This is a genomic window from Leucobacter weissii, from assembly GCF_017565745.1.
GTDB classification, from domain to species: Bacteria; Actinomycetota; Actinomycetes; order Actinomycetales; family Microbacteriaceae; genus Leucobacter; species Leucobacter weissii.
Window position 1 is genome coordinate 137,397 of record NZ_JAGDYM010000010.1, and the last position, 23,798, is coordinate 161,194.

At 69.5% G+C, this 23,798-nt stretch carries 19 protein-coding genes; 7 read left to right on the forward strand and 12 right to left on the reverse strand.

Going from position 1 to position 23,798, the window contains the following annotated elements; genetic code table 11:
• Positions 1 to 7: 7 nt before the first annotated feature.
• The gene (locus J4H92_RS09385; RefSeq protein WP_208097918.1) at positions 8 to 1,396 is read right to left on the reverse strand and encodes a glutamine synthetase family protein; all 1,389 of its coding nucleotides are present in this window, start codon (positions 1,394 to 1,396) and stop codon (positions 8 to 10) included.
• 193 nt (positions 1,397 to 1,589) lie between these two features.
• Positions 1,590 to 3,095: an APC family permease gene (locus tag J4H92_RS09390; RefSeq protein ID WP_243752188.1), complete on the reverse strand. Its 1,506-nt coding sequence runs from the start codon at positions 3,093 to 3,095 to the stop codon at positions 1,590 to 1,592.
• Positions 3,096 to 3,504: 409 nt separating this feature from the next.
• Here J4H92_RS09390 and J4H92_RS09395 point away from each other — a divergent pair, with 409 nt between their 5' ends.
• Positions 3,505 to 5,136, forward strand: coding sequence for a diflavin oxidoreductase (locus J4H92_RS09395; RefSeq protein WP_208097920.1), 1,632 nt, complete (start codon positions 3,505 to 3,507; stop codon positions 5,134 to 5,136).
• A 234-nt stretch (positions 5,137 to 5,370) separates the two neighbouring features.
• Positions 5,371 to 7,107 (forward strand): GAF domain-containing protein, encoded by a 1,737-nt coding sequence (locus tag J4H92_RS09400; RefSeq protein ID WP_208097921.1) that lies wholly within the window; start codon positions 5,371 to 5,373, stop codon positions 7,105 to 7,107.
• Between the two features lie 43 nt (positions 7,108 to 7,150).
• Here J4H92_RS09400 and J4H92_RS09405 read toward each other — a convergent pair whose 3' ends face one another.
• The 6 genes from J4H92_RS09405 to J4H92_RS09430 all read right to left on the reverse strand — a co-directional run bounded on the left by J4H92_RS09405 (position 7,151) and on the right by J4H92_RS09430 (position 13,723).
• The gene (locus tag J4H92_RS09405) at positions 7,151 to 8,491 is read right to left on the reverse strand and encodes an aminotransferase class III-fold pyridoxal phosphate-dependent enzyme (RefSeq protein ID WP_208097922.1); all 1,341 of its coding nucleotides are present in this window, start codon (positions 8,489 to 8,491) and stop codon (positions 7,151 to 7,153) included.
• 260 nt (positions 8,492 to 8,751) lie between these two features.
• Positions 8,752 to 9,450, reverse strand: a complete 699-nt coding sequence (locus tag J4H92_RS09410) for a type 1 glutamine amidotransferase (RefSeq protein ID WP_208097923.1) — start codon at positions 9,448 to 9,450, stop codon at positions 8,752 to 8,754.
• Positions 9,443 to 10,168, reverse strand: a complete 726-nt coding sequence (locus tag J4H92_RS09415) for a gamma-glutamyl-gamma-aminobutyrate hydrolase family protein (RefSeq protein WP_341783055.1) — start codon at positions 10,166 to 10,168, stop codon at positions 9,443 to 9,445. The genes J4H92_RS09410 and J4H92_RS09415 overlap by 8 nt, the downstream gene beginning before the upstream one ends.
• 27 nt (positions 10,169 to 10,195) lie before the next feature.
• A complete protein-coding gene (locus J4H92_RS09420; RefSeq protein ID WP_341783056.1) occupies positions 10,196 to 10,900 on the reverse strand; it encodes an ABC transporter substrate-binding protein in 705 nt (234 codons plus the stop codon).
• Positions 10,897 to 12,381, reverse strand: a complete 1,485-nt coding sequence (locus J4H92_RS09425) for a glutamine synthetase family protein (protein ID WP_208097924.1) — start codon at positions 12,379 to 12,381, stop codon at positions 10,897 to 10,899. Before J4H92_RS09425 ends, J4H92_RS09420 begins: the two co-directional genes overlap by 4 nt.
• A 91-nt stretch (positions 12,382 to 12,472) precedes the next feature.
• A complete protein-coding gene (locus tag J4H92_RS09430; protein ID WP_208097925.1) occupies positions 12,473 to 13,723 on the reverse strand; it encodes a cytochrome P450 in 1,251 nt (416 codons plus the stop codon).
• Between the two features lie 214 nt (positions 13,724 to 13,937).
• Between J4H92_RS09430 and J4H92_RS09435 the strand changes: the two genes are divergently transcribed.
• Together J4H92_RS09435 and J4H92_RS09440 are read left to right on the forward strand one after the other, a co-directional pair.
• Positions 13,938 to 15,359, forward strand: a complete 1,422-nt coding sequence (locus J4H92_RS09435; protein ID WP_208097926.1) for an FAD-dependent oxidoreductase — start codon at positions 13,938 to 13,940, stop codon at positions 15,357 to 15,359.
• Positions 15,356 to 15,820, forward strand: coding sequence for a flavodoxin domain-containing protein (locus J4H92_RS09440; protein WP_208097927.1), 465 nt, complete (start codon positions 15,356 to 15,358; stop codon positions 15,818 to 15,820). The genes J4H92_RS09435 and J4H92_RS09440 overlap by 4 nt, the downstream gene beginning before the upstream one ends.
• A gap of 38 nt (positions 15,821 to 15,858) precedes the next feature.
• Here J4H92_RS09440 and J4H92_RS09445 read toward each other — a convergent pair whose 3' ends face one another.
• Both J4H92_RS09445 and J4H92_RS09450 read right to left on the reverse strand, forming a co-directional pair.
• Entirely contained in the window at positions 15,859 to 16,647 is a 789-nt protein-coding gene (locus tag J4H92_RS09445) for a gamma-glutamyl-gamma-aminobutyrate hydrolase family protein (RefSeq protein WP_208097928.1), read from the reverse strand.
• A 122-nt stretch (positions 16,648 to 16,769) separates the two neighbouring features.
• The gene (locus J4H92_RS09450) at positions 16,770 to 18,362 is read right to left on the reverse strand and encodes an APC family permease (protein ID WP_208097929.1); all 1,593 of its coding nucleotides are present in this window, start codon (positions 18,360 to 18,362) and stop codon (positions 16,770 to 16,772) included.
• Between the two features lie 238 nt (positions 18,363 to 18,600).
• On the opposite strand from J4H92_RS09450, the gene J4H92_RS09455 reads away from it, so the two are divergent.
• From J4H92_RS09455 to J4H92_RS09465, 3 genes are read left to right on the forward strand one after another with little or no spacing between them, the layout of a single operon-like run.
• A complete protein-coding gene (locus tag J4H92_RS09455; RefSeq protein WP_208097930.1) occupies positions 18,601 to 19,623 on the forward strand; it encodes an agmatine deiminase family protein in 1,023 nt (340 codons plus the stop codon).
• Between the two features lie 17 nt (positions 19,624 to 19,640).
• Positions 19,641 to 21,176, forward strand: a complete 1,536-nt coding sequence (locus tag J4H92_RS09460) for an aldehyde dehydrogenase (NADP(+)) (protein ID WP_208097931.1) — start codon at positions 19,641 to 19,643, stop codon at positions 21,174 to 21,176.
• Positions 21,173 to 21,559: an META domain-containing protein gene (locus tag J4H92_RS09465; RefSeq protein ID WP_208097932.1), complete on the forward strand. Its 387-nt coding sequence runs from the start codon at positions 21,173 to 21,175 to the stop codon at positions 21,557 to 21,559. Before J4H92_RS09460 ends, J4H92_RS09465 begins: the two co-directional genes overlap by 4 nt.
• 47 nt (positions 21,560 to 21,606) lie before the next feature.
• Here J4H92_RS09465 and J4H92_RS09470 read toward each other — a convergent pair whose 3' ends face one another.
• Both J4H92_RS09470 and purH read right to left on the reverse strand, forming a co-directional pair.
• Positions 21,607 to 21,957, reverse strand: a complete 351-nt coding sequence (locus tag J4H92_RS09470; RefSeq protein ID WP_208097933.1) for a hypothetical protein — start codon at positions 21,955 to 21,957, stop codon at positions 21,607 to 21,609.
• A 128-nt stretch (positions 21,958 to 22,085) separates the two neighbouring features.
• A complete protein-coding gene (purH, locus tag J4H92_RS09475; RefSeq protein ID WP_208097934.1) occupies positions 22,086 to 23,765 on the reverse strand; it encodes a bifunctional phosphoribosylaminoimidazolecarboxamide formyltransferase/IMP cyclohydrolase in 1,680 nt (559 codons plus the stop codon).
• Positions 23,766 to 23,798: the final 33 nt, after the last annotated feature.

Genomic DNA, 23,798 nt, shown 5'->3' on the forward strand with positions numbered 1-23,798 from the left:
CCGAGCATCAGACGTGCTCGAGGTAGCGCGCGATCTCCCAATCCGTGACCGCCGCGCGGGACTGCTGGATCTCCCAGCGGCGGGTCTCGGCGAAATGCCGGACGAAATCCGCACCGAAGTACTCGCGCCCCACCTCCCCGTCCGAGAACAGGTCGACGGCCCGGTCGAGGCTCCTCGGGAGCAGCTGCTCCTCGGCGAAGTCGAGGGCATAGGCGTTGCCGACGATCGGCGGCTCGGGCTGCAGCTCGCGCTCGATCCCGTCCAGACCGGACGCGATGTTGGCCGCCAGTACCAGATACGGGTTCGCATCCGCGCCCGGCACCCGGTTCTCGACTCTGGCCGCTCCGCCGGCGGCGGGGATCGACCGAACGGCGACCGTGCGGTTGTCCAGCCCCCAGGTGGCGCTCGATCCCGCCCACTGCGGACCCTCGACCCGCTTGTAGGAGTTCATGGTGGGCAGATACAGCGCGGTGAACTGGCGGGCGGCCGCCACGACCCCCGCGAGATACCGCTGCCCGACCTCGCTGAGCTCCTTGGGGTTCTCCGGGTTGGCGAAGGCCGACGATCCGTTCTCGCGCCTGAGCAGGCTCTGATGCACATGACCCGAGCTGCCCGCGTTGTCGGAGTGCGTCTTGGCCATGAACGAGGCGGTGTAGCCGCGTTCGGCGGCCACCTCCTTCACGGTGTGCTTCAGGATGAGGGCGCTGTCCGCGGCCTCGAGAGCGGCGCCGTAGTGGATGTTGACCTCGAACTGGCCGGGCCCGTGCTCGCTGTTGCTGGCCTCGATGAAGACGCCGACGGCGGCGAGGCGGTCTCGGATCTCGCCGATGATCTCGTTGGTGCCGCTGTCGCGATAGACGCTGTAGGTGTGGCTCCCCGCGGTGATGGGCTCCAACTCGGCGTAGCCCCTGCGAGCGAGTTCGCGGGGGGAGCCCTCGAAGAGGTAGAACTCGAACTCGTAGGCGCAGACGGGCTCGAAGCCCAGCGCGTTGGCCCGGTCGACCACGCGACGCAGCACCGTGCGCGGGGCGAGCTCGAGCGGTGCTCCGTCGAGGCCGAGAACGTCGCAGATCACCGCGGCAGCGCCCGGCTCGCTCGGGACCAGGTGGAGCGTCGACAGGTCGGGTCTCAGATTCACGTCGGGGTATCCCGTGTGGTAGCCGGTGTAGGTGAGCCCCGGGATCGGAACGTCGTGCAGATCCCACCCGAAGATGATGTTGCACACGTTCGTTCCCGACTGCGCGACCGCCTCGGCGAAGTACTTCGCCATGATCCGCTTCCCGCGCCAGACGCCGTCGATGTCCGGCGCCCCGAGCTTCACCACCTTCACCCGGTTCTCCTCGAAATACGCCCTCAGATCCGTCGCCGGATCGAACCCGCGAACACCGTTGTTCATGAACTGCCCTCTCGTGTGTAACGTCCTGTGGCTCAACCGTATTGAGCCGGGGAACGGCGGCGATGTGCATCGTGCACAGAGCTTGGAGCACCCCCGTGCAGGCCGAACGTCGGTCGCCGACCGGCGCGGAGGAGCGCCCCGCCAGGCCGTACGGCGAGACGGGGCGCTCCTCGGGCGCGCGCGGAGCGTGCGCTCAGGCCGGGCGGTGCTCCGCGATCTCCTCGATCTCCTCCTCGTCGTAGACGGTGCCGATCCGCTCGTAGCGCTTCGGGTGGGATCGCCTCAGGTAGAAGGCGTAGAGGAAGCCGAGCACGAACACGATCGCGACGTATACGGGAATCAGCATGACCACCGCCTCCTCGGATCCGGCCAGGAACGGCAGGTTGCTGATGAGGAGGTACATCACGACGACCTGGGCGATGCCGCCGACGACCGGGGCGATCATCGTCTTCCACCAGTCGCCCGCACCGGCGCGCCCCACCTTGTTGAAGTAGGCGATGACGGAGAAGGACACCACCGCCTGCACCAGGATGATGCTCAGGGTGCAGAAGATCGGCAGCCACCCTCCGACGTGGAGCACCGGATCCGCGCCGATCAGCGCGAAGACGAGGAGCACGACGATCGAGATCATGGCCTGCAACCCGTTCGCCACGAACGGCGACTTGTGCTCGGAGTGCGTGCGCCCGAGTCGCCGCGGCAGGATGTGGTCTCTGCCCATCGAGAAGAAGTAACGGGCCGAGTTGTTGAAGAACGCGAACGAGCAGGCGAAGCATCCGGTGAGGACGAGGAAGTCCATCAGGACGCGCATGAACGGCCAGGTATACATATCGGCGAGCACGAAGTAGTACTGATCGACCAGGGTGTTGGCCTGCTCGACGGAGTCGCCGCCGAAGCCGACGATCCCGGCGTACGAGGCGAAGACGTAGAAGACGCCCAGGGTGATCACCGCGATGTAGGTCGCTCGCGGGACGCTCTTCTTCGGATCCGCGGTCTCTTCGCCGTAGATCGCGGTCGTCTCGAAACCGATCCACGACCAGAACGCGAAGAAGAAGCCGATGCCGACGGCCGGCGCCGCAGCCCAGCCCGCCGGATTGAACACCTCGGGCATCTGCCCCTCGGCGCCGCCCTGGACGACGACCGCTGTCGCGATCACCGCGACCACCAGCACCTCCAGCCCGAGCGCGATGCCCAGCACCTTCCCCGCCAGCGTCACCCGGAAGTACCCGATGACGAACATGAGCACCACCGCGCCGATCGCGCAGATCCACCAGGGGATCGTCAAGGCGAGGTAGTGCTCGAACATCAGCGAGGCGAAGAAGCCGAACAGCCCGCCGATCGCGGTGGAGATCATGCTGTACCCGATCATCACCGTCATGCCGGCCCCGAGTCCGATGGGCTTGCCGAGCCCCTGCGTCGTGAAGTTGTAGAAAGCCCCGCTCGCGGTGATCCGCTTCGCCATCTGGGCGAAGCCGACGGTGAAGACCAGCAGGATGAGCGTCGCGGTCAGATAGGTGAGCGGAACGGTCATTCCCGCCCCGAAGGCGATGGAGAGCGGAATGTAGGTGGAGACGACGACGAGCGGAGCCGCAGCGGCCGTCACCATGAGCACGATGGTCGCGAATCTGATGGAGTTCTTCAGGAGGTTCGTCGAAACCTCCTCAGGGGCCCCGTGCTCCCTGGTGTCAACGCTGGTAGTCATATCGTCTGTCTCTCCTTCGAAACGCCGGCAGGTGGCGGGCCTGGCGGACCCGCTGGGCGACCCCCTCGATGTCATGGGCCCGAAGGCGTCGGCCTCAGTAAAGCCCGACCGGGGCGGAGCGCCCCGGTGCATTCTGAACACAATCCCCGCACGGACTGGTCGCTTTGCATGGACGCCCGGGACGGCGTCATGGGCCCGAAACATCGGCGAAATCATGCGGGCGCATCGCGCCCTGTGCATCCTGCACATAGCCTCCGGCTCATAGGTGCCGTTCACACATGCGGTCCCGGCGCGCGGACGACAGGGTGGTTGACGACTCACCGATGAGCCGGGCACCGGCGCCACGTCTCCCGCTCGGAGGAGTCGCACCCGCGGACGCCGCCGCAGATGGCGGAGATAAGGGAGGAAGATGGAAACGCGTTCCGAGGCCGACCTCACCATTCTGTACGGCAGTCAGACGGGGAACGCGGAGTTCCTCGCCTACAACATCTCGGAAGCGGCCGCGAAGGCCGGCCTGGAGACGGAACTGCTGACGCTGAACGACGCGCTGCAGGAGAACCGGCTCTCGTGGGGACGGCTGCTGATCGTGAGCTCCACGCACGACAACGGGCACATGCCGGACAACGCCGACGCCTTCTGGCGATGGCTGCAGTCCTGCGATGGCGGCCAGTACTCCGGCCTGCCCTACGCGGTGCTGGCCATCGGCGATTCGATGTACGACGACTTCTGCAAAGCCGGACAGGACTTCGACGGAAGGCTCGCGGAGCTCGGCGCCGTGCCCATGCTGAAGCGCATCGACTGCGATGTCGACTTCGACATGACCTCGGGATCGTGGGTCAAGAAACTGCTGGCCTCGATCCCTGAGACCGCCCCCTGGTCGCCCGAGGGCGCCGTGCTGGTCGACGCCGCGACCGCCTCTCGGTTCGCCTCCGCGCCCGAGCCCTGGCGCACCGCGAGGCTGATCGGATCCAGGGAGCTGACCTCGCGCGGGTCGGACAGGCGCGTGCTGCACTACGACCTCGGCCTCCCGGACGACTTCGCCTATCTGCCGGGGGACTCGGTCGAGATCCTCCCCAGGAACAGCGAGCCTCTGGTGCAGGAGTGGGTGCGAGCGTTCCCGTCGGCGAACACGATCCGACTCGGCGACGAGGAGGTCCCTTTCGCCGACGCGCTGCGCGAGCGGCTCGAACTGCGGATCCCGCACATCGGGCTCGTGAACGCGCTCATCACGCGCATCGCCTCGTCCGAGGCCGCCGACCGCATCCGCGATCTGCTCGACTCGGGGGACCGGAGCGACATCGACGCCTGGTTGTGGGGACGGGACGTGCTCGACGTGGTGCAGGAGCTCGGTCTCGACCGCGACGGCGCGCAGCCCGTCATCGACGCTATGCGCCCCCTGCAGCCCCGCTCCTACTCGATCGCCTCGGGCCCGGCGGTGTCGGAGGCGGGGCTGAGCCTCACCGTCGCGTCCGTCGCGTACCGGCGCGACGGGCGCTCCCACCGCGGCGCGGGGACCTCCTTCCTGGAGTCGCTCCCGAACGACGCGGAGATCGCGCTGCGCCGGGTGGTCGCGCACGAGTTCCGGCTGCCGTCCGACGAGGCTCCGCTCATCATGATCGGCCCCGGTGTCGGCGTAGCGCCCTTCATCGGGTTCCTCCACGAGCTCGAGGCTCGGCGCTCTCCGAACGAGACGTGGCTGTTCTTCGGGGATCGGCAGCGAAGCACGGACTGGCTCTACGAGTCGGAGATGCGGCGCTGGCAGGAGTCCGGCGTGCTCACCAGGCTCGACCTCGCGTTCTCCCGCGACCGTGACGAGAAGCACTACGTCCAGCACGAGATCCTGACGAATGCCGAGGAGCTGAGATCCTGGATCGACCGGGGCGCGCACATCTACATCTGCGGGGACAAGAACCGCATGGCGCACGACGTGGAACGGGCACTCGTCGACGCCCTCGCCCCGGACGGGGCCGAAGCAGGGCGAGGCGAGGCGATCCTGGATTCGCTCAGGGCAGCGGGACGCTACGCGAAAGACGTGTACTGATGCGCCTCCCGCACCCGGTGCTCGGGCCCGGGTCCGGCGTCCGCCGCGATCCGGCCGCCCGGGATCCGGGGACACGGAAGGGCTCATCGTGAGCTCGAGAAGCAAACTGTGGAACGATTGATGCACTGTGCGGAGCCGAGCAGACGGTCGCTCAGCCGCCCCGAGACGAGTGATCGGCCTCTCCCTCGGCGTACGTGGACGTACTCCACTCGATGAAGAGGAGAGCAGGAAGCCGTGGATGATCCGACACCGAACGAGCAACGCGAACGACCGGAGTTCGCGCAGCGCCGCGCGGAGCTGCTCTCCGAGCTCGTCAGGCTGTTCTCATCGGGCAAGGATCCCATCGGCCTCGCGGAGGCCGCGGTCACCCTCACCGCCCGGGCGATCAACGCGAAGGGGGCCTTCGTCTACCTCTGGGAACCGGACCTCGAGCGTCTCGTGCTCCGCGCGGTGAGCGAGGTCGACACCGCTCTCGTGCTGAGCAGCGTCCGCATGCGACTCGGCGAGGGGATCACCGGTTGGAGCGGCCTGCATCGGAAACCGGTGGTCATCAACCGGGGGTTCAAGGACGATCCTCGCTTTCTCGCCTTCGACGGCGTCGACGAGGACTACGCATCGGTCCTGGCGGTCCCCATCCACGAGGACGACGTGCTCTACGGCGTCTTCGCGGTCTACTCCAGCTTGGAGGACGCCTACGGAGCGGAGGAGCTGGCCATCGCGGAGGAGGTCGGCCTGCTGCTGGCGAGCGGGCTCAGGCGAGCGGGTACCGTGAGCGAGCTCGAACTCCAGTCCGCGACCGCGCGGTTCCTGATCGACCTGCCGCCCTCCTCCGGGATCTCCCTGCCGTCGGCGATCAGAGAGTGCGCGAAGCGGGTGCTCGACCTGCTGGACGCCGACGCCTGCGTCATCAACTACGTGGCGTGGATATCGCTCACCTCCGAGCCCATCGCGATCGCGGAACGCACGTCCGATCCGGAGCATCCCAAGATCTGGTTGACGCATTCCAAGCACGCCGCCCGCGACGCCGAGCAGCGCTACGAACAGGCGGACTTCGATCAGATCTCCTCCTCGCTCGGCTTCGGGATCTCGCACGGCGTGCTCACCTGCTACCGGGCTCGCCGCTTCAGCAAGGAGGAGATCGATCGGCTCAACATCCTCTCCACGCAGGTCGGAGTGCTGATCGAGAACATCGGGGTCGCCCCCAACACCGCCGCCCAGATCATGGCGCTTCTCGCCTCCGATCGCGAGGATCAGATGCTCGAGAGCCTCAACTTCCTCGGTTGGCGGGGGAACAGTTTCACACCGGTGCTGGTCCAGATCAAACGGCTCGGGGCCGACATCGAGACCTTCGGGCGGACCATCCAGGAGACCGTGCTCGCCTCCCTCGGCTCCGAGACCCTCATCGCCCAGTCCGGCACCCTGATCGTCCTGTTCGTCCAGCACGAGCAGGGCAACGGATCGGGCGGCGCGGTCGAGCGGATCGAGCAGTGGGCCGCGCGGCTCGCCGAGCGCCTCGGCCTGAGCGCGGACATCGGCGTCGGGCAGAGCACCGCGCGGACCAACAGCATCCGGGGGTCGCTGCTCCAGGCCCGCACGGCGCTGGCGTGGGCGAGCTTCTCATCGACGCGGAAGGCGCCCCAGATCATCGAGTACGATGCGATCGGCCCGGTCAGGAAGCTCCCGCGCCTCGTCAACGAACTCGCCCCGGAGGTGCGCGCGCTGTGCCTGCGGCTCGCGCCCCTCACCGCTCACGACCAGCGGCACGGCACCCAGATGCTGGAAACGCTCGAATCCTATGCCCTGCACGGCGGCTCGACCACCAGCACCGCGGAGGCGCTGTTCATCCACCGGAACACGCTGCGGCAGCGCCTCTCCCGCATCGACGACCTCACCGACTCGGCGCTGAACCATGAGACCCACTGGCCTGAGGTGCTGCTGGCCGCGCGCCTCCTGGCGCTCGAGACGCGCTGAGACGGCACCGCTCCGCGCCAGGCTCGGATTCCCGCCGACCGGTTCAGTCGGTCCAGCGCTCGGCCTCGGGTCGCATCCCGTTCAGCGCCGCTCCGAGCAGCTCGAGCAGCAGCTCGACCTCGTCCTCGCGGATGGTCAGGGGCGGGGCGAGCATCACCGCATTGTTCAGCGGTGCGATGCCGGCGGGGTACACGATCAGTCCCTCGGCGAAGCAGAGCCGCACGAAGACGGCAGCGGCCTGATGAGCGGGGTCGGGAGGATGTCCGGTCCGCGCGTCGCGCACGAACTCGAAGCCCCAGAGCAGACCCCGCCCGCGGACGTCCGCGACGAAGGGGTGCGCCGCGGCAAGGCGCCGCAGCCCTGCCGCGAGCTGCGCCCCGCGCTCGACCGCGTTGTCGAGCACGGCGTGTGCCTCCAGGTGGTCGAGCACCGCCAGACAGGTCGCCGCTCCGAGCGGGTTGCCGGAGAAGGTGTGGCCGAACGGGGCGACGCCGCTGCCGGACGCGATCGCCTCCACCAGGTGCGTGCGCAGGAGCACGGCGGCCATCGGCGTGTAGCCGGCGCTCAGCCCCTTCCCCACCGCGAGCAGATCGGGCACCACGCCCTCCGTCTCGCTGGCGAACCAGGCCCCGGTGCGCCCCAGCCCCGTGATGACCTCGTCGAGGATCAGGAGCACCTCGAGCCGGTCGCAGATCTCGCGCAGGCGGCGCAGGTACCCGCTCGGCGGCACCAGCACTCCGCCCGCGGCGCCGACGATCGGCTCGACGATGATCGCGGCCACGGTGCCGGGATCCGCGGCGACGATCTCGCGCTCGAAGGCCTCGGCGGCGCGCGCCGCGTAGGCCTCCTCGCTCTCTCCGGGGCGCGCGAAGCGGAACGCATGGGCCGGCGGCGCGACCGGGAACGGGTGCAGCAGCGAACCGTAGTCCGGGCGCCGCGCCGCGTGGCCGGACATCGAGAGCGAGCCGAGCGTCATGCCGTGGTAGCTCAGCTCTCGACCGAGCACCTTCACCTTGTGCGGTCGGCCGCGTTCCCGCCAGTGGCCCACGGCCGCGCGGATCGCGAACTCCGTCGCCTCCGAGCCGCTGTTCACGAAGAAGGCGTGGTCGAGATCCCCGGGCGCGAGGGCGGTCAGCCTCCGCGCGAGCTCTTCCGCCGGCCCATTGGTGAACTGGGTCCGATAGCTGAAGGCGACTCGCGCCGCCTGCTCCCGCATCGCCTCGGCGACCTCCCGGACCCCGTGGCCGATGCTCGCGGTCATCGCTCCGCCCGCCCCGTCGAGATAGCGACGACCCTCGTCGTCGAAGAGGAACACGCCCTCCCCGTGCGTGACCGTCGGGTAGTGCACGCCGAGGTGCTGTTTGAGCAGGGCGCTGGCCGGCATGCGTGGTCTCGTTTCTCGGCTCGGGGCGCGGCGGCGGGATCCCGTCGGGGCGCACGTCCGCGCACCGCAGCCGCCTCGGCGCCTCCCGGGCGGTCGACGCTGTTCAGAGCGTAGAAGCCCCGCACGGATCAGGCAAGGGCGGAACCCCGCGGAGCCGGGAAATGCTCGCATGGTGGACTCGGCCCGTCGGCCCGCCCACATGGTGGGCGGGCCGAGCGGGACGCGTGCTGCAGCCTCCGAGCCGGTGGAGCGGCCGGGTGTCAGAGCAGACCGGCGAAGCGTTCGGCGATGGTCTGCCAGGTCCGGCGCAGCTGCGGCTCCGCCGCCCGCACCTCCTCGACCACCTGCGCCGGGTCGAGGCCGAGCGGAGTGACGTCCTCCAGTTCCGTCCACTTCTCGGCCGCCTCGCCCAGCGCCTCGGGATGGAATTGCAGCCCCCAGGCGCGCTCCCCCAGCCGGTAGGCCTGATTGGTGCAGGCCGGGCTCGAGGCGAGCAGCTCGGCGCCCGGCGGCAGCAGATCGGATTCGAGCCAGTGCCACTGGACCACGGGCAACTCGTCGCCGAGGGAGCCGAGCAGCGGGTCGTCGTCCGCCTCCGGCAGCAGGTTCACCGAATGCAGGCCCACCTCGGGGCCCTCGGGGATCGTGCGGACGCGACCTCCCGTCGCGGTCGACAGCAGCTGCGCGCCGAGGCAGATGCCCAGCGTCGGAAGCTGCCGATCGACGGCCTCGGCGAGCAGCCCGCGCGTCGCCGGCAACCAGGGCGCCTCGCCGTCGTCGGTCGGGCCCATCGCGCCTCCCAGCACGATCAGACCGTCGTATCCGTCGGTCGAGGCCGGCACCTCCCTCCCGGTGTCCGGCCCGACCTCGATGAGCTCGACGCCGAGATCCCGCAGCCGCTCACCGATGTGCCCGATCGGCGCGTCGCCCTCGTGCTCGACGACCAGCACCCTAGTCATTCCTCGCCTCCCTCTTCGCCCGTGCGCGATCGACCAGCCACTGGAACAGCGCCTGCTGGCGCGGATCCTCGGCTGAAGAATCCTCCGGATGCCACTGTATCGCGAGCATCTCGACGCCGGGGTCGGCGGACTCGAGCGCCTCGACCACCCCGTCCTCCGCCGTGCCGACCACCGTGAGCCCGTCGCCGACTCGGTCGATGGACTGATGATGGTAGGAGGACACCGGCAGACTCCCCACGCCCATCGCGGCGGCGAGCCGGGACTCGTCGCGGAGCGTCACCTCGTGCACGCTGTCGCGGTGCGGGCTGTCGGACGGGAGATCCTGCACCAGGGTGCCCCCGTGCTCGACGTTCAGCAGTTGGAAACCCCGGCAGATCGCGAGCACCGGCAGTCCGAGGCGCACGGCGGCCGCGAGCAGACCGGCCTCGAACTCGTCCTGCTCCGGGAAGTCCGCGGTAGCGGTGGCCTCGTGCCGGCCCTGGCCGTAACGGGCCGGGTCGACGTCCGAGCCTCCCGGCACCAGCAGTCCGTCGAAGCCGTGCAGGCGCGACTCCGGCTCACCGGGGTGCTCGGCGAAGAGCGTCAGCGGCTCGCCTCCGGCCCGGATCACCGAGCGCAGCACGGCCGCGGCGACCGCGCTGCCGTCGAAGCGGAGCCCGTGGATCCGGTTCGACCACATCCCGGTCACCGCGATGCGGGGGGCGGTCGAGGAACTCACGACCGCCCCTTCGGCGAGCTCCCCATGCTAACCGTCCCCCAGGGGGAACGCGAGCAGCGGCATCCACTCGCGCCAGACGCGTTCGAGCGAACCGTCCGCGATGACCGCGCCGAGGGCGTCGTCGATCTCCGTCCGGAGCGCGTCGTTGCCCGGGGCGACCCCGACCCCCCAGCGGTTGCGGGTCTCGACCGTGAAGGCCTCGACGAAGTCGGGATCCTCCTTGCCGAGCGGGATCATCACCACGTCGTCGTCGACGAAGCCGTCAACCTCGCCGGAGCGGGTGGCCTCGATCATCTCGCTGAATACGTCGTCGCTGGCTCCGAAGCTCACCAGCTCGGCACCGGGGAAGGTCTCCGCGAGCTTCATGTTGGTGGAGCCGGCGATCGCACCGATGCGATACCCGGCCAGCTGCTCGGGCGCGCGCGCGGGATCGTCGGCGCGGACGATGAGCGTCTCGTTGAAGACCGCGTAGGGGCGCGAGAAGTCGACGAGCGCGGAGCGCTCCGGGGTGATCCCCTGACCGCACCACACGGCGTCGGCGTCGCCGCGGCGCACGGCCGGGATCATCTCCTCCCAGGGCAGCATGACCCACTGGATCTCGGCGCCAATCCGATCGAACACGAGCGCCGCGGCGTCGGGCTCGTAACCGGCGCGGCTGACGCCGTCGGGGCTCTTGTCGAAGAGCGGCAGGGCCGGCGAGTCGATGCAGGCGAGACGGATGATGCGGCTCACGGGATCGCCTCCCAGTACTGCTCGCGCTCCCACTCGGTGATGTGGCCGCAGTAGCGGCCCCAGTCGTCCCGCCGCAGCTGCAACAGGATGCGGCTCAGCTCTTCGGGCATCGCACCCGTGAGGTAGTCGTCGGCCTCGAAGGCCTCGATCGCGGCTCCCAGGGTGTTCGGGATGGCCGCGGAGCGGATCGCCTCGCTCGGCTCGCCCGGCTCGCCGGGATCGATCCGAGCGTCGAGACCGTGCTCGACCGCCGCCAGCAGGAAGAGGTGGGAGAGGTAGGGGTTCACGCTCGCGTCGGGCAGGCGGTACTCCATCCGGCCGTTCGCGGAGATGCGGATCGCGACGCCTCGGGTGTCGAGGCCCCAGTCGGCGCCGGACGGAGCGAACTGCCCGGCGTCCCAGAACCGCTTGTAGGAGTTCACCGTCGGTCCCATCGCGACCATCGATCCGGGCGCGTGGAGCAGCATGCCGCCGATGGCGTGCCGTGCGATATCGGTGGCGTGCAGTTCGACCCGGCCGTCCTCGACCACGTTCTCCTCACCGCGCCAGAGACTCAGGTTGTGGTGGCAGCCGTTGCCCATCTTGCCCGTGTAGGGCTTGGGCATGAAGCTCGCCTCCAGGCCGAGCTCTCGCGCCACCTGCTTGCAGATCTGGCGGTAGGTGGTCATGCGCTCCGCGGTGCGCTCCGAGCGGTCGTAGTCCCAGTTCAGCTCGATCTGGCCGTCGTCCTCGTAGTCGCCCTGGATCATGCTGAAGCCGAGCGCCTGCCCGTAGGAGATCACCCTCTTGTAGACGGGGCGCATCTTCTCGAGGTTCTCCACCTGGTACGCGGGGCTCTGGTCCGCTTTGGCGATCACCTCGATGCCCGGTCCCTCCCAGCTCATCTCGGGCTCCAGCCCGCTGCGGAGCTCGAGGCCGGTGCGCTCGGTGAAGGAGCGGTGCGCCGCGATGAACAGCGCCCGCGTGTCGAGCGGGATCATCCGCCCGCCGGCCGCCCCCAGATGCGGCGGATCGTAGGCGGTGCAGAACACCCGGCCGACCTCCGGATCCCAGGGCAGCACCTGGAAGGTCTCGGGTTCGGGCAGCCCCCAGAACTCGTGCGCGTCCACGCCGCCGCCGATGAGCTCGCCCTCCCGGCTCGTCTGCAGGTCGGTCAGGGCGGTCCGATGGAACGCGATGCCCTTGCGCAGCATCCGCTCGTAGTGCACCGCCGGCACGACCTTCGCGACCGTGCGGCTGCCGAGCGTCGGCAGCATGTAGTAGATGTACTTGACCCCGCTCTCGCGGATCTTCTCGCCGAACGCCTCCACGTTCTCCCGGCGCGTGTTCGCCTCCCGGTGCCGCTCGAAGGCGGTGTCGTCGGCGATGATCTCGCGCAGCGAGGCGCCGAAGCTGCCGCCGGTGATGAGATCGGCGCTGCCGGGACCGGTGCCGGCGAGGTCGGGCGCGCGCTCCTCGGGCGCGGTCAACAAACTGGTCATCTGGGGTTCCTCTCTTGATGTCGGGCAGCACTGCCCGTGGGAGTTCTGCGGATCATGGCCGGAGCGCGACGCGCGCGCACCGCGGGCGTCGTCATCGGACGGTGAAGTCGAGCGGCAGGCGCACGGGGCCGTGGTTGCCGGAGTCGGGCAGCCATTCGTCCCCGCCCGGGCAGCTGAGCCCGGTGAACGCCTGCGCGAGCATCGGCAGCGCGACGCTCATGTCGGCGCGCGCGATGTAGTGGCCGAGGCAGTGGTGCACGCCCCCGCCGAAGGTGTGGTGGGGCTTGCGGTCCTTGGCGAGGATGTCTATCTCGGGATCCGGGTACGCCTCGGGGTCGGTGCCGCTCGACATGGTGAAGAGATGCACCGTGGTGCCCTTGGCGATCCGGAGTCCCTGGTACTCGAAGTCCTCGTTGGCCTCGCGGGTGACCCATCTGGTGGTCGGATTGACCCGCAGCCCCTCCTCGAGCGCCGGCCTGGTCAGCTCCTCGGGGTTCTGCGCCAGCAGTTCCCACTGCTCGGGATGGCGGATGTAGGTCTGGAGGAGCAGGCCGAGCTGGTTGCGGGTGGTGTCCATGCCGCCGAAGAGCATCAGCACGAGGGCGTTGCGCAGTTCCTCGTCGCTGAGCTTGTCACCGTGCGCGGTGAAGCCGACCAGTCGCGAGACCACGTCTTCGCCGGGGTTCGCCTTGCGCTCCTCGATGAGGTCGTCGACGAAGTCGTAGAGCTCGTGCACCGCCCGGTCGATCCGTTCGATGTCCTCCTTGATGGTGATGCTGAGCGCGTAGCCGACGGTGTTTGCCCGATCCGCGATGAACGGCCAGTGCTCGTGGGACAGGCCCATCATGGCGCAGAGCGCTCGTGTGGCGAAGGGCTCCGAGAAGTCGGCGACGTACTCGACCTGCTCGCCGCGCGACTGCTTCGCCTTCATGTTCTTGATCAGCTCGGCCGCGATCTCCTCGAACTCCGGCTTGAGCGACTGGGCGACGCGCGGCGAGAACGCCGGATTGAGCAGGCGTCGGATGCGATGGTGCTCCTCGCCCTCGAGCACGAGCAGGTTCTTCACCCACCAGTCGTAGAAGAGGCCGCCGTGGACGCCGTGGTGATCGGGCCATTTCGCGCTTCCCTGATTGAGGCTGGGGTGCTTCAGGAGTTCGGTGACCTCCCGGTAGCGCAGTACGGCGACACCGTAATTGGTGCCGGCGTACCAGTGTCGTTCCCGAGCGTCGCGCACCGCCTCGGAACTCATCGCGAAACTCGGGGAGGCGATGTCGAGGTAGGGCACCTCGTCGCCCACGGTGCTGTCGGCCGTGTGACTGGCCGCGCCGCTGACTGCGGTCATTCGTACTCCTTCGTCGAATATCCGTACCTACCTGCATCGCACAGGTACGATAGGTAAATACGCTACATGTGAATCTTTTATTCTGCAAGCATCGTTAGTGTTTCATGGGAGTGTTACCGAGAGAATTCGAACACATTTCAGAACAAAACCTTCACAATATGAATCTTTTGGGGGTACACTGGCCCTCACCACGATCGAAGCGAAGGAGCTGAGCATGTCGGGAACTGCCCCGCCGAGCATCGCCATCGTCGGCAGCGGACCGACCGGCTGCTACCTCGCCCAGTCGCTGCTGCGCGCGCTCCCCGAGACGGAGATCACGATTCTCGACCGCCTGCCGAGCCCCTACGGTCTCGTGCGCTACGGCGTCGCCGCCGACCATCAGCACACCAAGGCGATCGCTCGACAGTTCGAGCGGGTCTTCCAGGATCCGAGGGTGACCTTCGCGGGGAACGTCGAGGTCGGCGAGCGCCTGGGGATCGACGAGCTCCGCAGCGCGTACGACGCCGTCGTCTTCGCGACCGGCGTCGTGTCGGATCGCGAGCTCGACGTGCCCGGGGGCGCGCTGCCGGGCGTGTTCGGCGCCGGAGCCGTCACCCGGGTGCTGAACTCCCACCCGGCGGAACCGGCGGAGCTCCCGGAACTGGGGCCCGACGTGGTGGTCGTGGGCGGCGGCAACGTCGCCGTCGACGTGCTGCGCTTCCTGGTGAAGGACGCCGCGGGCTACGCCGAGAGCGATGTCGCCGATGCGGCGCTGGAGTCCTACCTCGCGCACCCGGCCGAGCGGGTCACCCTGCTCAACCGCTCAGATGCGGCCGCGGCGAAGAGCGATCCGCAGATGCTGAAGGAACTGGCTGCGCTTCCCCGGGGCTCCTACTCGATTCACGGGTTCGACGGCGACCTCGGAGCCGCGGCGGGAGCATCCGGCGATCGCGTCGCGGCCGCGAGGATCGCCGCTCTCGCCGCACTGACCGCGCCGGAGCGCCCGGCGCGCCCGGGGCCCGAGGTATCGCTCCGCTTCGGAGCGACACCCCTCAGGATTCTCGGCGAGGACCGGGTGGAGGGCGTCGAGATCGTGGCGGGCGGTCGCGTCGAGACGATTCCGGCGACCTCCGTCGTCACCGCCATCGGCTTCCGCCCGGCCGCAGACGCCCTGCGGCGGCTGCTGGACGAGCACGGGCAGCCGGAATACGCGTCGACCGGGCGCGTGGCGCCCGGCGTCTACCGGGTCGGCTGGGCCAAACGCGGCCCGATCGGCGGCATCCCGGAGAACCGGAGTTGCGCCAAGGCGGTCGCGGAGGAGATCCTCGCCGATCTCGAATCCGGCGCGCTGACACGGGAGTCCCCGGACTCGCGCGCCCGAGCATCGCGTCCCGGATCGGGATTCGAGGCGCTGCCCGAGTCCGTACGGGAGCACTCCGTCTCCTACGATCAGTGGCTGAGGCTCGATCGCCACGAGCGGGAGCACGCTCCGAGCGGTCGGATCCGACGCAAGCTCAGCAGCACCCGGGCGATGCTCGCCGTCGCCCGGGCAGACGACGCCGAGGCGGTGCGCGCCATCGCCGAAGCAGACGACACGGCGGCGACGGACGACGTCGCCCCGGCACCATCCGCATACGAAAGGACCACACAGCAGTGAAGATCACCGTTCTCTACGGCACCGAGTCGGGCAACAGCGAGCTGATCGCCGAAGACCTGGGGGCGAAGCTGCGCGAGACCGTCGATGAGGTCGAGGTGTTCGACCTGCAGAACGTCGACCCCGCGGACCTCACCTCGGATTCCTTCTACATCGTGGTCTGCTCGACCCATGGAGAGGGGGACCTGCCGAACACCGCGATCCCCTTCGCGGAGGCATTCGATGCGGCGCTCCCGGATCTGAGCGGCGTGCGCTACGCGATGTTCGGCCTGGGCGACAGCTTCTACGAGGAGACGTACAGCCAGGGCAGCGAGCACATCGATCGCCGCTTCGCCGCCCAGGGCGCCGAGCGCGTCGGCGAGTACGGCCGCCACGACGCCTCGTCCTGGGATCTCGGCAGCGATGTCGCCCTGGAGTGGCTGCCGGCCGTCCTCGACGAAGCCGCCGCGGAACGCGTCGCCTGATCCTCGCCGTCCGCCGGCGCGGCGGCCTCGCGGCGGCCTCAGCGCACGCGTGCCCTCGCGCGCTCGACCAGCGCCTCGAAGATCAGCCGCCGGTCGTCGACGTCGGCTCGCTTCTCCTCCGGGTGCCACTGCACGCCGAGCACCCAGCTCGCCGTCCGGTGCTCGGTGCCCTCGACGATGCCGTCGGCGGCGTGCGCGACCGCGCGGAGCTCCGGGCCCACGCGGTCCACCGCCTGATGGTGGCCGTTGCGGACGATCGCCTCCGTGCGTCCGAGCACCTCGGCGATCCGCGAGCCCGGCTCGAGCGTGACCGCCTCGTCGATCATGAGTCCGTCGCCTCCGGGCCCCCGGTGGATGCCCCAGTGCTCGATGTCGGGGATCAGCGTGCCGCCGAAGGCGACGTTGAGCAGTTGCGAACCCCGGCAGAACGCGAGGGTCGGCAGATCTCGGCGGACGCACTCGTGCATGAGGGCGATGCAGAATTCGTCCGCGCGCTTGTCGACGCCGTAGTATCCGCGCGGTGGCGGACCGTCGTAGCCGTAGCAGGTGACGTCGACGTCGCCGCCGCCGAGGAACAGCACCGCGGCGGCGGCGTCGCAGATCTCCGCGATCGCCGAGGTCTCAGCCCCTGCGGAATCCACGAGTCGCGGGCGTCCGCCCGCGACCCGGACCGCGTCGAAGGCGACGACGGTCAGCTCGAGCGCGAGATCGTGCGCCCCCTGATCCATGCCGGGGAAGGTGAGCGATACGACGACCGGGATCACCGGGCCGTCGGCCCGCTCCGGTCCGCGCGCGAAGCGTTCCGGGTCGAGCGCAAGGTCTGCCATGAGCGCCTCTCTGAATCGGTTGCCGGGATGCGCCCCGCACCCGCGCGCAGGGCGCGACCGGGGGTTCGGCCGGTTGACCGGTCCCCGGTCGCGCCCTGCGCGGGGCGGGAGGGAGACACGCCTCAGACGACGGTCTTGATCGCCCCGCTGGCATCGCCCGCGGGAGCGTCGCCGCGAAGGTGCGCCTTCGTGACCAGCATGTAGGTGAAGCCGACCGCCAGCACGATCAGCAGCACGATCAGCACCGCCCAGTCGAGGAACGTGTTGTCGTTCACGGGCCAGGGGAAGGAGATGTTCAGGATGGCGATCACGCCCCAGAGCAGGGCGAGGATGTTGACGGGATAGGCCCACGCTCCGAGCGTGAACTTGCCCGCCGGCTTCCACCCCTTGATGCGGGCTCGCAGCGCAGCCAGCACCACCATCTGGAACCCGATGTAGATACCGACGGTGCCGAAGGCGATCAGCGCGGTGAGCGCGTTCTCGGCGAACAGCGACAGCAGGATGAACAGCGCCGGGAACACGGCCGCCGTGATCACGGCGTTGCTCGGCACGCCGCGGGACGGGGTGTGATGCGCGAGCCACTTCGAGGCGGGGAGGAACCCGTCGCGGCCCATCGAGAACAGCAGCCGGCTGGCGGCGGCCTGGAGGCTCGTGACGCACGAGATGAACGCGATGCAGACGACGATCATGACGACGGGGAAGACGGGTCCGAACGCGTCGCTGATCGCGGCGCTGACCGGGTTCGCCACGGTGCCGTCTGCGACCTTGGAGTAATCGGGCACCGCGAGCACCAGCGAGAACACGAGCAGATTCGCGGTGAGGCCGCCGACGTAGAGGGTCATCCGCATGGACTTGGGCACCTGGCGGCTGGGATCCTTCACCTCCTCGGCCACGTCGCCGTTGGCCTCGAAGCCGTAGTACGCGTACATGCCGATCAGCGCGGCCCAGGCGAAGGCGCCGAAGTATCCGCCGATTCCGCTGCCGAAGGGACCGTCTGCGCCGATCACGGTCACGGTGCCGTCGGGCGCGGTGATCTGATTGGTGAAGAACACCGAGAAGGAGTGGCCCGGATGCTCCGGATCGTTGCCGGCGAGGAAGACGAAGTTGCGGATGATCAGGTAGACGCCGATCGCGACCGAGCCGATCATCTCCGCGATCAGGCCGACCATGGCCGCGATGCTGAGCGCCCTGGTCCCCAGGTAGTTCAGCACGGAGGCCACGAACAGCGCGCCGAGTGCGACCAGCACGGTGACGCCCGCGGTCGGGGCCGGGCGCGCCTCGTCGTAGCCCAGGAAGGCGTCGATGAGGAACGGGGCGACGCTGTAGGCCACGGCGGCGATGGTGCCGACGAGGGCGACCACGTAGATCCAGCCGTTCATCCACGCCCATTTGCGACCCCAGAGACGACGCGACCAGGGGTAGACGCCTCCCGCGACCGGATAGTTCGAGACGACCTCGCCGAAGACGAGGGCCACGAGGAACTGACCGACGAGCGCGATGACGAGGGCCCACGCCATGGGCGGGCCGGCGCTCATGAACGAGAAGGCGAACATCGCGTAGACGCCGGCGATGGGCGAGAGGTACGTGAAGCCGAGGGAGACGTTGCCCCAGAACCCCATCTCGCGCTTGAAGGTCGTGTCGTAGCTGTAGCCGAGCGATGCGAGATGCGCAGCATCCTCATCGTGCTCGACTGCTGTGGTCGATTGTTCATTCATGGTGATTGGGTACTCCCTCGTACTCATTCCCGCACGGACGGCCCGCTGCCGACCGATCAGAAATATAACCTACACATAGATGTTTTAGTTTTCAATAGCGGAAACACAGATGTAATACCGTAGCCCCAGAAACGTCATATATTCCTCTATTCTTAAATGATTCTTCGACCGAAGATCCCCCTCCCCGGCTGAGTATGATGAGCGGAGGATCCGAGCAGGAGAAGAGACGAGGCCGACGATGACCACCTGGCGCATGCCGATCGAGGGGCACCCGCAGGAGCGGGTCTGGCTGGCCTGGCCGACCACCGGCTACACCCTGGGAGACACCGAGGCCGACGCCGAGGAGGCGCGATCCTGCTGGGCCGCGGTCGCGAACGCCGCCGCCAGGTTCCAGCCGGTCACCGTCGTGGTGAATCCGGGCGATGAGTCCGTCGCCCGCCGCTACCTGTCCGGCGAGATCGCACTGCTCACCGCAGCGCTCGACGACGCGTGGATGCGGGACATCGGACCGAGCTTCGTCATCGGGGACGACGGCTCCCTGGGCGCGGTGAACTTCGTGTTCAACGGCTGGGGCGCGCAGGACTGGGCCGAGTGGGGCAACGATCAGCACATCGGCAGCATCGTGGCGGAGGCCGCCGGAGCCATCCGCATCGACAGCGCGCTCGTGAACGAGGGCGGCGGCATCCAGGTCGACGGCACGGGGCGCGTGGTGCTCACCGAGACGGTGCAGCTCGACCCGGGGCGCAACCCCGGTTGGACGAAGGAGCGGGTCGAGGCGGAGCTGACCCGTACGATCGGGACGACCAGCGCCCTCTGGCTGCCCCGGGGGCTCACCCGGGACCACGACACCTTCGGCACCCGCGGGCACAGCGACATCCTCGCCGCGTTCCCGGTCCCGGACGCGCTGCTCATGCATCGACAGGATTCGGCGTCCCACCCCGACCACGAGATCGCCCGCGTCAATCACGAGGTGGCCGAGCGATACCGCAGCGACACCGGTGCGGGCTTCGAGATCGTCGACCTCCCCGCGCCCGAGGCGCTGCGCGACGAGGAGGGCTTCGTCGACTACAGCTACATCAATCATCTGGTGATCAACGACGCGGTGCTCGCCTGCACCTTCGAGGACCCGGCCGACGACCGGGCGCTCGGGATCCTGAGAGAGTTCTACCCCGGGCGCGAGGTGGTGGGGATCGACGCCAGGCCGCTCTTCGCGCGCGGGGGCGGCATCCACTGCATCACGCAGCAGCAGCCGAAGGTGTGAGAGACGAGGAACGAGACATGACCGACACCGCGCTCGCCCCGGAGATCGAGACCGTCGTCGCCGCGGCCGCGGGGGCGGCGCCCGCGTTCGCCGCCACCGCCCCCCGGGATCGCGCCCGGGCGATCGTCGCCGTCGCCGACGCGCTCGATGAGGCCGGGCCGCGCCTGGTCGAGATCGCGCGGCGAGAGACCGGCCTCACGGAAGCGCGGCTCAGCGGCGAGGTCGCCCGCACCTCGGTGCAGCTCCGCCTGTTCGCAGACGCCCTCGTGGACGGGGGCTACCTCGATGCGCGCATCGACCATGCGGATCCCGATTTCGTGCTCGGTCCCCGCCCCGATATCAGGCGCACGCACCTGCCGCTCGGACCCGTCATCAACTTCTCGGCCTCCAACTTCCCCTTCGCCTTCTCCGTGCTGGGCGGGGACTCGGCGGCCGTCCTCGCGGCCGGCTGCCCGCTGATCGTCAAGGCGCACTCCGGCCACCCCGAGCTCAGCGACGCGACCGCAGAGGTCGCCGTCGCGGCGCTGCGGTCCTCCGGCATGCCGGAGGGCGTCCTCCACGTGATCCACGGCCAGGAAGCCGGGGTCGCGGTGCTCGAGGATCCGCGGATCGCAGCCGGCGCCTTCACCGGCTCGATCCGCGTCGGACGGCTGCTCGCCGACATCGCCGCGGCGCGACCGGCTCCGATCCCGTTCTACGGCGAACTGGGCAGCGTCAATCCCGTCTTCGTGACCGCCGACGCCATCGCCGAACGAGCCGACGAGATCGCCGCCGGCTATCTGACGAGCGTCTCGGGATCCGCCGGGCAGCTGTGCACCAAACCCGGCTTCGTGTTCATCCCGTCCGGCAGCGCGCTGCCGGACGCCGTGCGAGCCGCGGGCCCGGGACTCCCCGAGCACCGCCTGCTCGGGCCGCGCATCGCGCGGAGCTTCGCCGAGCGGCGCGACGCGATCCTCGGCACCGCGGGAGTGCGCCCGGTGATCGACGGTTCGATCCGCTTCGACTCGGAGGGGCAGGGCTGGGCGACGCCGACGGTGGTCTCGGTCGCGCTCGACGACTTCCGCGCCGGGCGCCGGGAACTGCTCGAGGAGGCGTTCGGTCCGCTCTCGATCCTCGTGGAGATCCCGGAGGGCGCCGATCCCGCCGCCCTGGTGCCGGAGTTCTTCGAGGGCAACCTGACGGGCACCCTGCACCTGAGCGGCCCCGAGGCGGGCGGGGAGACCGCGAACGCCGCTGCGCTGCGCGCGCTCGTCGACGCGCTCGGACGGCAGGTGGGCCGGGTGCTGTTCAACGGCTGGCCGACGGGCGTGGCGGTCACGCCCGCGCAGCAGCACGGCGGACCCTGGCCCGCGACGACCAACGACTCGAGCACCTCGGTCGGCACGGCCGCGATCGCGCGGTTCCTGCGCCCCGTCGCGTTCCAGAACGCCCCCGCCGCGTTCCTGCCGCTCGCACTCCGCGATGACAATCCCCTCGACGTGCCCCGGTCCATCGCTCCGGCGGGCGAGTCGGGCGACTGGGGTGCGCGCTTCTCGGAGCCGGTGGTTCGATGAGCGTGAGAGGCCCCGGCCGCGCTCGGCTGCTGCTCGCCGCGCTGGCACTGGGACTGACGCCCCTGTGCCTCGCCGGGTGCTCGAGCGCCCCGTCCACCGGCCCGGTCGGCACCTGGGGCGACCCCGGGGCCCAGGGCGAACCCCACCTCGTCTTCGACGAGGACGGCAGGTTCTCGGGCTCCGACGGCTGCAACCGCGTGATGGGCTCGTGGCGCGTCGACGGCGACCGCATCGACCTCGGCGAGATGGCCAGCACGATGATGTACTGCGAGGGCGTGGACACCTGGCTGAACGCGGCGAGTACCGCCGTGATCCGAGACGACGCGCTGGTGCTCAACGATGCGGACGGCGCCGAGCTCGGCGTGCTCCCCCGCGGCAGCTGACGACGGTTCACACCGCCGCCCTCCGACGCGGAGATCCCGCGCGGCTCCTACCAGAGCACCGCGAGCGTGACGTTCAGCAAGGAGAGCCCGGCGATGGTGCCGAGGATCCCCGCGGGCACCGGCTGCTTCTTGCGTCCGACCAGGATCATCACGATCATCACGATGAGCACGAGCAGCTTGACGGTGATCTTGAGGTTGTTCGGCTGGCCGCCGAGCGCGTAGACCATGCCGACGAGCAGCAGCCCGGTGACGAACAGCAGGTTCGCGCCGTGCAGGATCCCCGGGGTGATCCTGGCCGTGCCGCGCTTCACCTGGGGGAACTGGGCCAGCGTGCTGCCGAACACCACGCCGAAGCCGACGAGGTGCAGAACGATCAGAATCCCCTTGACGATCTCCATGCGACCATCCTATCCGCGCGCCGGCTTGGCCACGCGCGTGCCCCTCGCCCACGGGCCTACCCTTCGACTACGGTCGCTTTTCGGCACGCCCGCGGGTGGGCGGGGGTGCACTCGTGGCGCCGCGCGGGTCAGTGCGCGAAGTGGCGCTCGCCGGTGAGATACATCGTGACGCCGGCGGCCTCCGCCGCAGCGATCACCTCGTCGTCGCGCACGGAGCCGCCGGGCTGCACGACCGCGCGGACGCCGGAGTCGAGCAGCACCTGCAGCCCGTCTGCGAAGGGGAAGAAGGCGTCGGAGGCCGCCACGGCCCCGGCGGCCCGCTCCCCCGCCCGGGCGACCGCGAGCCGGCACGAATCGACGCGGTTCACCTGTCCCATGCCGACGCCCACCGACGCGCCGCCCGCGGCGAGAAGGATCGCATTCGATTTCACCGCGCGGCAGGCCCGCCAGGCGAACTCGAGCTCGGCGAGGGTCTCGGCGTCGGCCGCCGGCCCGCTCGCGAGCCGCCACGATGCGGCGGGCGCGAACGACCGATCGGCGTCCTGCACCAGGAAGCCGCCCGAGACCTGCCGCAGCTCGTAGGGGTTCGGTTCGAAATCGGAGGGCAGCACGAGCAGGCGCAGGTTCTTCTTCTGCGTCAGGATCACAAGCGCCTCCGGTTCGAAGTCGGGTGCGATGAGCACCTCGGTGAACACCTCGGCCACGGATCGCGCGAACTCTGCGGTCACGATCCGATTCGCGGCGATGACTCCGCCGAAGGCCGAGACCGGGTCGCAGGCGTGCGCCGCGCGGTGGGCCTCCGCTATCGGATCCCCGGCATCGCCCTGGGCGACGGCGATCCCGCACGGATTGGCGTGCTTGACGATGGCGACCGCCGGACGCTCGTGATCGTAGGCGGCGCGCAGCGCGGCATCGGCATCGACGTAGTTGTTGTACGACATGGCCTTGCCGTGCAGTTGCGCCGCCTGCGCGATGCCGGGCAGCTCGGGATCCACGAAGAGCGCGGCGCGCTGGTGGCTGTTCTCGCCGTAGCGCAGCACCGCGGTCCGCGTGCCCGAGATGGAGAAGCCGAAGATCCGGTGCTCCCCGGATGCGGGATCGTCCTCCTCGAAGATCGCGTCGAGGGCGATGTCGTCGGTCCCGGGGTCCGCGGACGGCGGCCGATCCTCCCAGTCCCGATCCTGCTGGTCGAGGAACCAGTTGGCCACGGCCCCGTCGTAGTTCGCCGTGTGCACGAAGGCGTCGGCCGCGAGCGACCTGCGCAGCCCGAGCGTGGTGCCGCCCGCGCGCACCGCCTCGACCACCTCGTCGTAGCGATCGGGCGACACCACGATCGCCGCGTTGGCATGGTTCTTCGCCGTCGCCCTCACCATCGCCGGCCCGCCGATGTCGACGTTCTCGATCACATCCGCCGCGGGCCTGCCCGCCGCCACCGTCTGCTCGAAGGGGTACAGGTTGACGACCACCAGTTCGAAGGGCGCGAATCCCAGCTCGTTCAACTGGCGACGGTGATCCTCGAGCCGAAGGTCCGCGAGCAGCCCCGCGTGCACGGCGGGGTGCAGGGTCTTGACGCGCCCGTCGAGGGCCTCCGCGAAACCGGTGACCTCTGCCACGTCGACGACCGCGTGCCCCGCCTCCCGGATGGTCTGGGCCGTCGACCCGGTCGAGACGATCTCGACCCCCGCTCCCGCGAGCGCTCGCGCGAGATCGAGCAGGCCCGTCTTGTCGCTCACCGAGATGAGCGCGCGGCGCACCGGAATGAGATCGCGGTGCTCGTAGAGGCTGGAATCGTGGCTCTGGACTGCCATATCGGGCGAGCTCCTGTCGTCGGTGGTGTCTGA

Coding starts and splice junctions, on each gene's coding strand:
- J4H92_RS09385 (WP_208097918.1), bottom strand. CDS start 1,396: ATGAACAACGGTGTTCGCGGGTTCGATCCGGCGACGGATCTGAGGGCG.
- J4H92_RS09390 (WP_243752188.1), bottom strand. CDS start 3,095: ATGACTACCAGCGTTGACACCAGGGAGCACGGGGCCCCTGAGGAGGTT.
- J4H92_RS09395 (WP_208097920.1), top strand. CDS start 3,505: ATGGAAACGCGTTCCGAGGCCGACCTCACCATTCTGTACGGCAGTCAG.
- J4H92_RS09405 (WP_208097922.1), bottom strand. CDS start 8,491: ATGCCGGCCAGCGCCCTGCTCAAACAGCACCTCGGCGTGCACTACCCG.
- J4H92_RS09410 (WP_208097923.1), bottom strand. CDS start 9,450: ATGACTAGGGTGCTGGTCGTCGAGCACGAGGGCGACGCGCCGATCGGG.
- J4H92_RS09425 (WP_208097924.1), bottom strand. CDS start 12,381: ATGACCAGTTTGTTGACCGCGCCCGAGGAGCGCGCGCCCGACCTCGCC.
- J4H92_RS09430 (WP_208097925.1), bottom strand. CDS start 13,723: ATGACCGCAGTCAGCGGCGCGGCCAGTCACACGGCCGACAGCACCGTG.
- J4H92_RS09435 (WP_208097926.1), top strand. CDS start 13,938: ATGTCGGGAACTGCCCCGCCGAGCATCGCCATCGTCGGCAGCGGACCG.
- J4H92_RS09445 (WP_208097928.1), bottom strand. CDS start 16,647: ATGGCAGACCTTGCGCTCGACCCGGAACGCTTCGCGCGCGGACCGGAG.
- J4H92_RS09450 (WP_208097929.1), bottom strand. CDS start 18,362: ATGAATGAACAATCGACCACAGCAGTCGAGCACGATGAGGATGCTGCG.
- J4H92_RS09455 (WP_208097930.1), top strand. CDS start 18,601: ATGACCACCTGGCGCATGCCGATCGAGGGGCACCCGCAGGAGCGGGTC.
- J4H92_RS09460 (WP_208097931.1), top strand. CDS start 19,641: ATGACCGACACCGCGCTCGCCCCGGAGATCGAGACCGTCGTCGCCGCG.
- J4H92_RS09465 (WP_208097932.1), top strand. CDS start 21,173: ATGAGCGTGAGAGGCCCCGGCCGCGCTCGGCTGCTGCTCGCCGCGCTG.
- J4H92_RS09470 (WP_208097933.1), bottom strand. CDS start 21,957: ATGGAGATCGTCAAGGGGATTCTGATCGTTCTGCACCTCGTCGGCTTC.
- purH (WP_208097934.1), bottom strand. CDS start 23,765: ATGGCAGTCCAGAGCCACGATTCCAGCCTCTACGAGCACCGCGATCTC.